The sequence below is a fragment of the Bradyrhizobium sp. CCBAU 11361 genome (assembly GCF_028128935.1).
Lineage (GTDB): Bacteria > Pseudomonadota > Alphaproteobacteria > Rhizobiales > Xanthobacteraceae > Bradyrhizobium > Bradyrhizobium niftali.
Genome location: NZ_LBJZ01000191.1, coordinates 166,332 through 178,362, shown reverse-complemented (window position 1 = coordinate 178,362; position 12,031 = coordinate 166,332). Strand labels below are relative to the sequence as shown.

The window sequence follows — 12,031 nt, the reverse complement described above, 5'->3', positions numbered from 1 at the left end:
TCTCCGGAGGATGGCCTTGGTGAGAGTCTAACTGATTCGCAGCCGAGGCCGGCCGGTCAGCCGGAGCGGCGACGCATCCGGGATTTCCCGGGGCTCGGCGCAGGATCTGGCGCAGGAACAGCTTCGGACACGCGCCGTCCAAAGCTGATGTCGATCATCTCAGCCTTGCACGTCCCGGTCCCGCGCGGCTGACCTGCCTACGCAACGTCGCACGTTTCCGAGGCCGCGGCACAATAGTCGCGCCAGAACTGGCGATAGCCTGCCTCGACCTCACGCGTGTAGATCTCGATGTTGCCGGCGGGTGAATTGGCGATCTGAGCCGGCAGATCCGCGCGCAGCTTCGCCAGATGGGCGGGCTGGGCGGCATATTTGCACGCGATCGCGGCATAGCCCTCGTCGTCATCGGCGACCCAGTCGCCAAGACCGACGGCCGCCACGATCGATCCGCCGGCGCGCGATGAGGAGCCGTTGCCGAGCTTGGCGACGACCGGAACGCCCGCATAGAGGGATTCCCAGGTGCTGATGCCGCCGTTTTGCGGGAAAGTATCGAGCGAAATGTCGACATTCGCAAAGGCCCGCAGATGGTCGGTGCGCGGGGTCGTACCCATGCAGATGACGCTCTCCTCGGCGATGCCCTGTGCCACGAATCGCGCAACCAGGCGGTCGCGCAGCATTGGATCGTCGAGCAGTCCGTTCTTGATGATGATCTTCGATCCCGTCACCTCGCGCATCACTTTCGACCACACTCGCATGGCCTCGTCGGAAATCTTGAAGATGCGGTTGAACACGCCGAAGGTCACATAGCCATTGCGGAGCATGGGAAGCTCCGACGGCGGCACATCCAGGATGGGATCGATCGTGATCAGGCTCGGCAGGTCATAGACCTTTTCGGCCAGCAGATGACGCGCCGATTGCGGAATGAAGATCGGATCCGCGAGCACGTAGTCCATGGTCTGAAGACCCGTACCTGTGGCGTGGCCGAAACCCGTGACCTGGATGGGGGCCGGCTTGCGGGCGAAGACATGGAGCCTGCTGCCGGTCGTATGTCCGGACACATCGATCAGGATATCGATCCCGTCGGCCTGGATACGATCGGCCAGTTCCTCGTCCGAAAATTGCGCGGCCTCGACCCAAACGTCTGCGCAAGCCTTGAAATTCTCGGTCATCCCATCCTGCAACGGCCAACAGGAATAGCAGACGATCTTGAACTTGGCGTGATCGTGATGGCGCATCACCGGCAACAGGGAGTACGCCGCCGAATGCTGCCTGAATTCGGAAGCGACATATCCGATCACGATCTGTCTGTCCGGATCGAGCTTGCGCGGCGACAGCGCCCTTTGCGGAAGTTTGGCGCCGATCTGATCCCACCAATATTTCCGCGCCGCCTGCTGGACCACGAAATCGGCCTCGGGCAGGTAATCCAGCACGAAGATCTTGTACCCGATGGCCTCCGGAAAGTCCGGCGCGATCGCCAGCGCCGCATCGAGATGTTCGAGCGCCGTCGCGATGTCTCCCTGGTTCGCATAGCAAGAGGCCAGAAGCGCCATTCCCGCCTCGGATTGCGGATTGACCTCGAGCAGCGTCTTGACGCCCGCCATCGCCCCTGCCGTGTTCCTCACCATGATGTCGACTTGCGCCCTCCAGCACAGCGCGAGCTCGTTCCGTGGCGATTGCGCCAGCGCGGCGTCGAAATCCGCCGCCGCCTGCTGCAGCCGGGACAGAGTCAGATAGAGCCGTCCACGCTGCACCAGAATCCGCGGTGAACCCGGCTTGAGCGCGAGCGCGACGTCGAGAGCGGCTTCCGCCGCCTCGAAGTGCCGGAGCTCGAGGCTCACCATGCCCTTGCCGGCGATCGCTTCCGCATGGCGCGGCTGAAGCGACAGGGCGCGATCGAAGTTCTCCCCGGCGCGTTCGAACTCGCCGATCATCAGCTGCGCCATGCCACGATTGCAGAATGCATCGGCAAAGTCCGGCTTCAGCCTGATGGCACGTTCGTGCAGTCCGATCGCTTCCTTGGCGAGGCCGAGGTGCAGCATCGTATTGCCGAGATTTGTCAGGGTGATCGGACAATTCGGCTTCAGCGCAATGGCCTTCTCCTGGCATGCGCGGGCGTCCTTGAATTTCTGGAGATCGAAATACACGGCCCCGAGATTGCTATGGGCGTCCGGCGAACGCGGATCGAGCGCAACCGCGCGCTCGAGCAGGAATTCCGCGTCATCGAGCCGCCGGCCATCAAACGCGCGCAGGCCGAGCAGGTGCGTGGCGTGGAAATGATCCGGCACCTCCTTCAAGATCTCGCGGCAGAGTATCTCGACCTCGTCAAATCGGCCCTGCCCGAGCGCCTCGATCGCGAAGGACATGACGGCGTCCGCCTGCTTCCTCAACTTCTTTTCCAAACGCGCATTCTGGTATGCGCGCGCGCCGACACTGCTCTGCAAGGTCTCTCTCCGGAGGATGGTCCGAAAAGAGGCAAGCTGATTCGCATGGTGCGAAGCTGGTGGGTCGGTTAGACCGGCGAGGCCACCGGATTTTCAGGTGCTCACCGCAAAATCTGGCTCAGGAACAGTTTTGTGCGGGCGTGCTGGGGGGCGGCAAAGAACTCGTTCGGGGTGTTGGCCTCGATGATCTGGCCGGCGTCCATGAACACGACGCGGTTGGCAACCTCGCGGGCAAATCCCATCTCGTGGGTCACGACCAGCATGGTCATGCCCTCCTCGGCGAGGTCGACCATGGTGTCGAGCACCTCCTTGACCATCTCGGGGTCGAGCGCCGAGGTCGGCTCGTCGAACAGCATCACCTTGGGATTCATCGTCAGCGCCCGCGCGATCGCGACGCGCTGCTGCTGGCCGCCGGACATCTGGCCCGGAAACTTGTTGGCCTGGTGCGGGATCTTGACCCGCTCCAGGAATTTCATCGCGGTCGCCTCCGCATCCCTCTTGGGGATGTTGCGGACCCAGATCGGCGCCAGCGTGCAATTGTCCAGAACCGTCAGATGCGGGAACAGATTGAAGCTCTGGAACACCATGCCGACCTCGCGGCGCACGGCGTCGACATGCTTGAGGTTCGGCCCGAGCTCGATGCCGTCGACGACGATCTCGCCCTCCTGAAATTCCTCCAGCGCATTGATGCAGCGAATCAGCGTGGACTTGCCGGAGCCCGAAGGCCCGCAGATCACAATGCGCTCGCCCTTCTTCACCTCGAGGTCGATGTCGCGCAGGACGTGAAATTCGCCGTACCATTTGTTCAGGCCGGAAATCTTGACGATGGGGTCGGACATGGTGGCCTCGATCAGGTGCGGCGGTGGGCGTTGAGGCGGTGCTCGACGAACAGCGAGTAGCGCGACATTCCGAAGCAGAACAGAAAATAGATGATCCCCGCGAAGGCAAAGCCCGTGAACGCGGTGGACGGCGTCGACCATTTCGGATCCGAGAACGAGGCCCTGAGCGAGCCCAGGAGGTCGAACAGCGCCACGATCGAGACCAGCGAGGTGTCCTTGAACAGCGAGATGAAGCTGTTGACGAGGTTCGGAATGACGTGGCGCAGCGCCTGCGGCAGCACGATCAGCGAGGTCGTTTTCCACCAGGACAGCCCCAGGGCGGCTGCGGCCTCGCCCTGCCCGCGCGGGATCGCAGCGAGCCCGCCGCGGACGTTCTCGGCCTGATAGGCGCCCGTGAACAGCGCGATGCCGATCAGCGCGCGCACCAGGCCGTCGACCGTGAAATTGCCGGGCAGGAACAAAGGCAGCATGTAGGTGGCGAAGAACAGCACGGTGATCAGCGGCACGCCGCGCCAGAACTCGATGAAGGCGATCGAGAAGATCCGGATCAGCGGAATGGTGGAGCGGCGGCCGAGCGCCAGCGCGATGCCGATCGGCAGCGAGGTGACGATGCCGGTGACGGAGACCACCAGCGTCACCAGCAGGCCGCCCCACAGGCTTGTCTCCACGATCGGCAGCCCGCCATGATCGAGCCCCATCAGCTTGATCACGATCGCGATGGCGACGAAGGTGACAAGGCTCGATGCGAGCGCACGCCAGCCGGTACGTACGCCGCCGCCGAGGACAAAGGCGATCAGCGAGACGATCACGGCGGTGATGGTGAAATCGGCCCAGACCGACTGGCCCGTGCCCTGGAGCTGATCGCGCAGCCAGGTCAGCGGAAAGATCAGCCAGTAGATCGCCGTGCCGACAAGCACGACGAGGTTGCCGATGACCCACAGCAGCGGGGCGATGGCCGACGTCTTGCTGAGATTGAGCAGGGCCCGCCCTGCCCCGATGATGCTGTCGTCGAACAATTGCAGGAGGCCGGCCGTCCAGCTCAGCCCGAATCCGGCAATGCCGCCGCCGCGCAGCAGGAAGAATGCGACCACCGGAAAGGCGAAGAAGAACAGGCCGGCGTTCAGCCCCTTCGAGGGCAGGCGCGGAACCAGCAGCGGCACCAGCAGGACCACCGCCAGGCCGAGCGTGAGGTTGACCCGCCAGCGCTCGGCCTCGGGATAGAAGCCGTAGATCAGTTGCGGCAGCTTGGCCTGGATGTAGGGCCAGCAGGCGCCGACCGTAAATCCGGCATTCTCGGTCAGGCAGGCGGTGCGATCCGTGCCGGCCCAGACCGCATCGACCAGCAGGAACCTGACCGAGGGAATGATGGTGAACCAGAGCAGCAAGGCGCCCACGATTGTGAGCAGAATGTTGGTCGGCGAGTTGAACAGGCGCGTGCGCATCAGGCCAACGAAGCCCGTGGTCTTCACCGGCGCGGGACGCTCGGTGAGCAGGTCCCGGCGGACGAAGGTGGACGAGGTGATGTCGGTCATGCGCCCAGACTCCGGCTGACGCGCCAACCGTAGACGCTCATGACGGCGCTGGTGACGAGCGAGATCAAGAGATAGACGCCCATCGTCATGGCGATAATCTCGATCGCCTGTCCGGTCTGGCTCAGCGAGGTGCCCGCGAACACCGACACCAGGTCAGGATAGCCGATGGCGACGGCAAGCGAGGAGTTCTTGGTGAGGTTGAGATACTGGTTGGTCAGCGGCGGCACGATCACGCGCATCGCCTGCGGCACGACGATCAGCCGGAGCGTGGTGCCGCGGCTGAGGCCCAGCGAGGACCCCGCCTCCATCTGTCCCTTGTGCACGGACAGGATGCCGGCGCGCACGATCTCGGCGATGAAGGCGGCGGTATAGGTCGACAAGGCGACCGTCAGCGCCACGAACTCCGGGATGATCCGCGAGCCGCCGGCAAAATTGAAGCCCTTGAGCTGCGGCAGCTCGAAGGTGAAGGGCAGACCGAAGATCAGCATCGTGACCAGCGGCAGTCCGAACAGCAGGCCCAGCACATAAGGCCAGATGCGGATCACCTGCCCGCGCTGGAACAGTGCGCGCCGCGCATGGAAGCGCAATGCCAGCGATGCGACAATGCCGAGGACCAGCATCGCCAGGAACGGCTCGAACCCGCTCTCGCCGATCGGACGCGGAATGACGAGGCCGCGATTGCTGACGAAGGCGAAGCCGAGCAGCGAAATGCTCTGCCGCGGATTTGGCAGTGCCGCGAGCACCGCCAGGTACCAGAACAGGATCTGGAACAGCAGCGGCAGGTTGCGGATGATCTCGACATAGAGCTCGCCGATGCGCGACAGCAGCCAGTTGGGCGACAGCCGGCACAGCGCGACGACGAAGCCGATCAGGGTGGCGAAGACGATGCCGACCACCGAGACCACGAGCGTGTTCAAGAGCCCGACCACGAACACGCGCAGGAACGTGTCCGAGCCGGTGTAGGGGATCAGGGTCTGGTTGACATCGAAGCCGGCATTGTTCCTGAGGAAGCCGAAGCCGGCGGCAATGTGCTGGTTTTCGAGATTGGCGCGGGCGTTGGAGACGATCTCATAGCCGATCCAGCCCAGGATCGCCGCAAAGGCAAACTGGACGGCGACGCCGTTCCAGCCTGCCTTGCCGCCCAGGATGCGCCTGATCTTCAGCGCGAACTGGGCCGGCGGTTTTCGAGCCTCGGTGCTCATCGCCGCGTGCCGCCGATCAAGCGGGATCAGCGAATCGGCGGCGCGTACTGGAGACCGCCCTTGTTCCAGAGATTGTTGAAACCGCGGTTGATGGCGAGCGGCGAGCCCGCGCCGACGTTGCGATCGAACACCTCGCCGTAATTGCCGACCGCCTTCACGATCCGGACCACCCAGTCCTTGGTCAGGCCGAGCTGTTCGCCGAAATTGCCGTCGCTGCCGAGCACGCGCTTCAGTTCCGGGCTTTCCAGTTTCGCCTTCTCGTCGACGTTCTTCGAAGTCACGCCGAGCTCTTCGGTGGTGACGAGGGCGAACAGCGTCCATTTCACGATGTCGAACCACTGGTCGTCGCCGTGGCGCACCATCGGGCCGAGCGGCTCCTTCGAGATGATCTCGGGCAGCACCATGTGGTCATTGGGATTGGCGAGCTTGAGGCGGTTGGCGTAGAGGCCCGACTGGTCGGTGGTGAAGACGTCGCAGCGGCCGGCCTCATAGGCCTTGACCGTTTCGTCGTTGGTGCCGAACGCGATCACCTCGTACTTCATGTTGTTGGCCTTGAAGTAGTCGGCCAGATTCTGCTCGGTGGTGGTGCCGGTCTGCACGCAGACCGAGGCGCTGTTGAGCTCGAGCGCGGAATTCACCTTGAGCGACTTCTTCACCATGAAGCCCTGCCCGTCATAATAGGTCACGCCGGTGAAGTTGGCGCCCAGCGAGGTGTCGCGCGAGATGGTCCAGGTGGTGTTGCGCGAGAGCACGTCGATTTCGCCGGATTGCAGCGCCGTGAAACGGTCCTTGGCCGAGGTCGGCACGAACTTGACCTTGGTCGGGTCATTGAAGATGGCCGCCGCGATCGCACGGCAGATGTCGACGTCGAGCCCGGTCCAGTTGCCCTTGTCGTCGGGCGCGGAGAAGCCCGGCAGGCCCTGGCTGACGCCGCAGGACAGCGTGCCCCGGTCCTTGACGGTCTTGAGTGTTTGCGCATCGGCGGCTTGGGCAGTCAGGCCGGCGGCCAGAGCAAGGGTGAGAGCCAGGGTTACGCGTTTCATGGGGTGAAGGCCTTTCAAGGTCGTCTCAAGGTCAGGAATGTTGTCTCAGGATCGTCTCTGCCAGGGTGAGCCTTGCAAGAGTCATGCTGGAAAACCTTGCCGAACACTCGCCGATCTCGGGAGGCCATACCTTAATCCCCGCCGCAGGCGCCCGCCATTATGGCTGTGGCGCAAGGTCCGGTCAGACGATGGATCGAAGGTCGCGGCAGGCCCCTCAACATGCGGCGACTGAATAGCACCTGCGCATCACAGAACGACTGGCGAGCCGGGTCAAGGGGTTGACGGGACTCTTCTGTGTTCTGTTATTAACGACAGCGGCCTTTCGGCCGGCCCGCGGGGCGCATCGCGCCTGGCGGAAACGCAGTTTTGAAAGCAGACGCATGGATTCCTCGCCCCCCTCCCAGCAGCAGGCCGAGACCCGGCTGGTGACCTCCGGCCGCGACACCAAGGCGCAGAAGGGGTTCGTCAATCCGCCGGTGTTCCACGGCTCGACCGTCCTCTATCCGACCGCCGAGGACCTGCATGCCCATCGCGGCGAGTTCACATACGGCCGCCATGGCACCCCGACGACCAGGGCTTTCCAGGACACGCTGATGGCGTTGGAGAGGCCGCAATGCGCCGGCGTCGGCATCGTGCCGTCGGGGCTGTCGGCGATCTCCACCACCCTGCTCTCGGTGCTGAAGACCGGTGACCACATTCTGGTTTGCGACAACGTCTATCGGCCCTCGCGCAATTTCTGCAACGGCATGCTCGCCCGCTACGGCGTCGAGACCACCTATTTCGATCCGCTGATCGGCGCCGGCATCGACAAGCTGTTCAAGCCCAACACGCGTGCGGTGCTGGTCGAGGCGCCGGGCTCGCAAACGTTCGAGATGCCCGACATCCGCGCCATCGCCGAGGTCGCGCATGCCCGCGACGCGCTCGTCATCGATGACAACACCTGGGCAACCCCGCTCTATCACCGCTCGCTCGAGCAGGGTGTCGACATCAGCATGCAGGCGGCGACCAAATATATCGGGGGCCATTCCGACATCATGTTCGGCACCATCTCGGCCAACGCCAAGGCCTGGCCGCAGATTGCCGAGGGCATCCGCCTGCTCGGCGTCTGCGCCGGCCCCGACGACGTCTTCCTGGCGCTGCGCGGCCTGCGCACGCTGTCGGTGCGGCTCGCGCAGCATCATCGTTCCGGCCTCGACATGGCGCGCTGGCTCGCCGCGCGCCCCGAGGTCGCGCGCGTGCTGCATCCCGGGCTCGAGACCGATCCGGGCCACGCGATCTGGAAGCGCGACTTCACCGGCGCCTCGGGCCTGTTCAGCATCGTGCTGAAGCCGGCGCCGCAGAAGGCCGTCGACACCATGCTCAACACGCTCAAGCTGTTCGGCATGGGCTTCTCCTGGGGCGGCTTCGAGAGCCTTGCGATTCCCTTCGACTGCGACGGCTATCGCACCGCGACCAAGTGGGCGCCGGGCGGCCCTACCTTGCGTCTCCACATCGGACTCGAAAGCACCGACGACCTCAAGGCCGATCTCGATCGCGGCTTCGCTGCCCTCAAAGCAGCAATGTGAGCCTGCTCACAAGGCATCGCGCCTGAGGACGCGGCATCCGCGCCTCGGGAACGCGCCGCCATCGCAAACGTTAACGCCGACGCGCCAACAAATGGTTTGAACCTCAAGCATTTGGCGCTAGCTTCACCAATCGACTCTAGTCCGGACACGGAGCATGGGAACGTTGGTTCTGCTCGATCTGATGGGCGGCGTGGCGCTGTTGTTGTGGGGCCTGCACATGGTCCACAGCGGGATCCTGCGTGCCTTCGGCCCCGACCTCCGCCGCCTCCTCGGCAAGGCGCTCGGCAACCGCGTCAGCGCCTTCGCCGCCGGCCTCGGGCTCACCGCGCTGCTCCAGAGCAGCACCGCGACCGCCCTGATCACCAGTTCGTTCACCGCCGAAGGCCTCGTCAGCCTCGCCGCCGCGCTTGCCATCATGCTGGGGGCCAATGTCGGCACGACGCTGATCGTGCAGGTGCTCTCGTTCAACATCGCCGCTGTCGCGCCGGTGCTGTTCGTGCTCGGCCTCGTCGCCTTCCGCTCCGGACCGCGCTCGCGGATCAAGGACATCGGCCGCGTCTGCATCGGCCTCGGATTGATGCTGCTGTCGCTGCACATCCTGCTCGACACGCTGGCGCCGGCCGAGAACGCGCCCGGCGTGCGCGTTGCGATGGCGGCGATCACGGGTGATCCCATCCTGTGCATCGTCGTCGCCGCGCTGGTCACCTGGGCGGTGCATTCGAGCGTCGCCAGCGTGCTGCTGATCATGTCGCTGGCCTATTCGCAGTTCATCACGCCTTATGCAGCGCTGGCATTGGTGCTGGGGGCCAATCTCGGCAGCGCCATCAACCCCGTGTTCGAAGGGGCCAGGCGCGACGATCCCGCGAGCTACCGCCTGCCGGTTGGCAATCTCGTCAACCGCGTGGTCGGGATTGCACTGGTGCTGCCATTTCTGAGCGTGATCGCCGAGCACATGCACGCCTGGCAGCCGGATCTCGCCAGGATGACGGCGGCCTTTCACATCGCCTTCAATGTCGGCACCGCCATCATCTTCATCGGTCTGCTCGACACCATGTCGCGCCTGTTGACCCGCCTCTTGCCCGATCGCGTGCAGGAGACCGACCCCGCACGCCCGCGCTATCTCGACGAGACCGCGCTGGAGACGCCATCGCTGGCGCTCGCCGACGCCGCCCGCGAGACGCTGCGGATGGGCGACTTCGTCGAGGTGATGCTGCGCAAGGTCATGGCCGCGATGATGACGGGCGACCGTGCCCTGGTGGACCAGGTCTCGAAGATGGACAATGTCGTCGACGGCCTGGATGAAGCCATCAAGCTTTACGTGACGAAACTCATGCGGGGCAGCCTCGACGACAGCGAGGGGCAGCGCGCGATGGAGATCATCTCCTTCGCCATCAACCTCGAACACATCGGCGACATCATCGACAAGAGCCTGAGCGAGCTTGCGACCAAGAAGATCAAGCGCCGCTTCCAGTTCTCGGCCGAGGGCTCCGAGGAGCTCGCAGCCTTCCACAAGCGCACGATGGAATCGCTGCGAATCGCCTTCGGCGTGTTCATGTCGGGCGATGCGAATGAAGCGCGCAAGCTGCTGGTGGAGAAGACCACGCTGAAGAATACCGAGCTTGCCGCCGTCGAGCGCCATCTCGACCGCCTGCGCGAGGGCCGCCCCGAGACCATCGAGACCACCTCGCTGCATCTCGACGTGCTGCGCGATCTGCGCCGCATCCACTCGCATATCTGCTCGGTCGCCTATCCCGTGCTGGATGCCGCGGGCGAGCCGTATCGCAGGACCGAGACCGAGACAGCCACCCTGCCCGAGTCAGGTGCGGCCTCGGCGCTGCCGCGCTAGCCCGGCACGTAGAATGACCGCGCCGCCCGCCAGGAGCAGGCCCGCGCCGCAAAGCAGGACCGGAGCGATCCACAGCGTCAGGAACGACAGCAGCCGCGCATCCTCGGGCCGGCGGGGATCGTAGGCGATCCTGACCCGTTCACCGTCCGAATAGGGCTGCGCGGTCGATCCTGACGACGACGTGAAGGTCATCGAGCGGCCGTCGCCCGTCACGAATTGAAACGTCGGATAGAGAAACGTCCCGCCATGATTGCCGCCGCTTCGTGCGACAGCGCCGGCGAAACGCGCGTCCGCCTGCTCGGCTCTCGCGAGGAATGCGACGGTGCTGCCAAGCTCGACAAGGCCGAGCCCAAGCAGGACCAGGCCGACCAGAACAACCGACACGAACAGGACTATCGATAATTTGCGCATGCCGATCGGGAAATCCGGATGCCCTGCCGCACGGAGCCTTTGATCAACGCTCCAGCGTCTTCGACGCGCGGCCGCGGTTCTTGATGATCAGCATGATGTTGCGAATGTAGATCACGGTGGCCAGCGCCTGTCCGAGGATGATCACGGGCTCGCGCTTCACGACGCCGTAGACCAGAGTCATCAGGCCGCCACCCATCGAGCAGAACCAGAACGCCATCGGCACCACGCTGTTGCCGGCGCGCTCGCTCGCGATCCACTGCACCAGGAAGCGCGCGGTGAAGAACAGCTGCGCGACCAGGCCGAATGCGAGCCAGAAGTCGAACTTGGCGACGAAGACGTCGTAGAGATAGTTGCTCAGCGCCTGGCCGTACTGGATGATCATGCCGTCACCTCGGTCACGTCTGGTGTGGGCTTCTTGCGGCGGATCAGCCACCACACGCCGGCGAGATCCATGATCCCGATCCAGAGCCGGTCGAAGAAGCCGTAGTTGGACACGCCGGAGCGGCGCGGCCGGTCGATCACGTCGACATAGGCGATCTCGTAGCCCTCACGCCGCACCAGCGCCGGCAGGAAGCGATGCAGCCCGTCGAAATAGGGCAGCGCGAGGAAGACCTCGCGCCGGAACGCCTTCAACCCGCAGCCGGTGTCGCGCGTGCCGTCCTTCAGGATGGAATTGCGGACCTTGTTCGCCACGCGCGACTGGAATTTCTTGAAGCCGGTGTCCTTGCGTCCGACGCGCTGGCCGGCCGCGAGCCCGACCCGGGCGCCCTTCTCGACCGCCGCGATCAGGTCCGGCAGGAAGGCCGGATTGTTCTGGCCGTCGCCGTCGAGAGTGGCCACGATCGCGCCGCGCGCGGCGCGCACGCCGCTGCGCACGGCGGCGGACTGGCCGCCGGATTTCGCGTGACGGAGCTGACGCAGATTGCCCCGCTGCGCCATGATGGCATTGAGCCGCTCGCCGGTCGTATCGGTCGAACCGTCATTGACGTAGATGATCTCGTAATCCCAGCGGCCGTCGAGCGCCGCTGTGATCTCTTCGATCAGGGGCGCGATGTTGTCGGCTTCGTTGCGCACGGGAACGACGATGGAAACCGAAGGCTGGGACGTCGACAAATGAGGCTCGTGGTTGGAATTGGCCTGCGCCTCGGGGAACCG

General features: G+C 64.5%; 10 protein-coding genes. 2 read left to right on the top strand and 8 right to left on the bottom strand.

From position 1 onward, the window contains the following. Nucleotides 1-197: 197 nt before the first annotated feature. From XI08_RS31800 to XI08_RS31780, 5 genes are all read right to left on the bottom strand, one after another. On the bottom strand, nt 198-2,438 hold the full coding sequence (locus XI08_RS31800) for a tetratricopeptide repeat protein (protein WP_271577401.1): 2,241 nt from the start codon (nt 2,436-2,438) through the stop codon (nt 198-200). A 101-nt stretch (nt 2,439-2,539) separates the two neighbouring features. Continuing rightward, nucleotides 2,540-3,277 carry an amino acid ABC transporter ATP-binding protein gene (locus XI08_RS31795; RefSeq protein WP_027542726.1) on the bottom strand — a complete coding sequence of 246 codons (738 nt, stop codon included), beginning with the start codon at nt 3,275-3,277 and terminating at the stop codon, nt 2,540-2,542. An 11-nt stretch (nt 3,278-3,288) separates the two neighbouring features. Next, nucleotides 3,289-4,809, bottom strand: a complete 1,521-nt coding sequence (locus tag XI08_RS31790; RefSeq protein ID WP_271577400.1) for an amino acid ABC transporter permease — start codon at nt 4,807-4,809, stop codon at nt 3,289-3,291. Then, nucleotides 4,806-6,011, bottom strand: coding sequence for an amino acid ABC transporter permease (locus tag XI08_RS31785; RefSeq protein ID WP_271577399.1), 1,206 nt, complete (start codon nt 6,009-6,011; stop codon nt 4,806-4,808). Before XI08_RS31785 ends, XI08_RS31790 begins: the two co-directional genes overlap by 4 nt. Before the next feature lie 26 nt (nt 6,012-6,037). Then, on the bottom strand, nt 6,038-7,054 hold the full coding sequence (locus tag XI08_RS31780; protein WP_271577398.1) for an amino acid ABC transporter substrate-binding protein: 1,017 nt from the start codon (nt 7,052-7,054) through the stop codon (nt 6,038-6,040). 380 nt (nt 7,055-7,434) lie between these two features. On the opposite strand from XI08_RS31780, the gene metC reads away from it, so the two are divergent. Both metC and XI08_RS31770 read left to right on the top strand, forming a co-directional pair. Continuing rightward, entirely contained in the window at nt 7,435-8,619 is a 1,185-nt protein-coding gene (metC, locus tag XI08_RS31775; protein ID WP_271577397.1) for a cystathionine beta-lyase, read from the top strand. Between the two features lie 154 nt (nt 8,620-8,773). Further along, nucleotides 8,774-10,465 (top strand): Na/Pi cotransporter family protein, encoded by a 1,692-nt coding sequence (locus XI08_RS31770; protein ID WP_271577396.1) that lies wholly within the window; start codon nt 8,774-8,776, stop codon nt 10,463-10,465. Here XI08_RS31770 and XI08_RS31765 read toward each other — a convergent pair. The 3 genes from XI08_RS31765 to XI08_RS31755 are packed head-to-tail and all read right to left on the bottom strand — an operon-like array spanning nt 10,436 to nt 11,989. After that, on the bottom strand, nt 10,436-10,876 hold the full coding sequence (locus XI08_RS31765; RefSeq protein WP_271577395.1) for a DUF3592 domain-containing protein: 441 nt from the start codon (nt 10,874-10,876) through the stop codon (nt 10,436-10,438). The genes XI08_RS31770 and XI08_RS31765 overlap by 30 nt on opposite strands. Nucleotides 10,877-10,919: 43 nt before the next feature. Further along, nucleotides 10,920-11,258: a lipid-A-disaccharide synthase N-terminal domain-containing protein gene (locus XI08_RS31760; RefSeq protein ID WP_027542719.1), complete on the bottom strand. Its 339-nt coding sequence runs from the start codon at nt 11,256-11,258 to the stop codon at nt 10,920-10,922. Next, entirely contained in the window at nt 11,255-11,989 is a 735-nt protein-coding gene (locus XI08_RS31755; protein ID WP_135173685.1) for a glycosyltransferase family 2 protein, read from the bottom strand. The genes XI08_RS31760 and XI08_RS31755 overlap by 4 nt, the downstream gene beginning before the upstream one ends. Nucleotides 11,990-12,031: the final 42 nt, after the last annotated feature.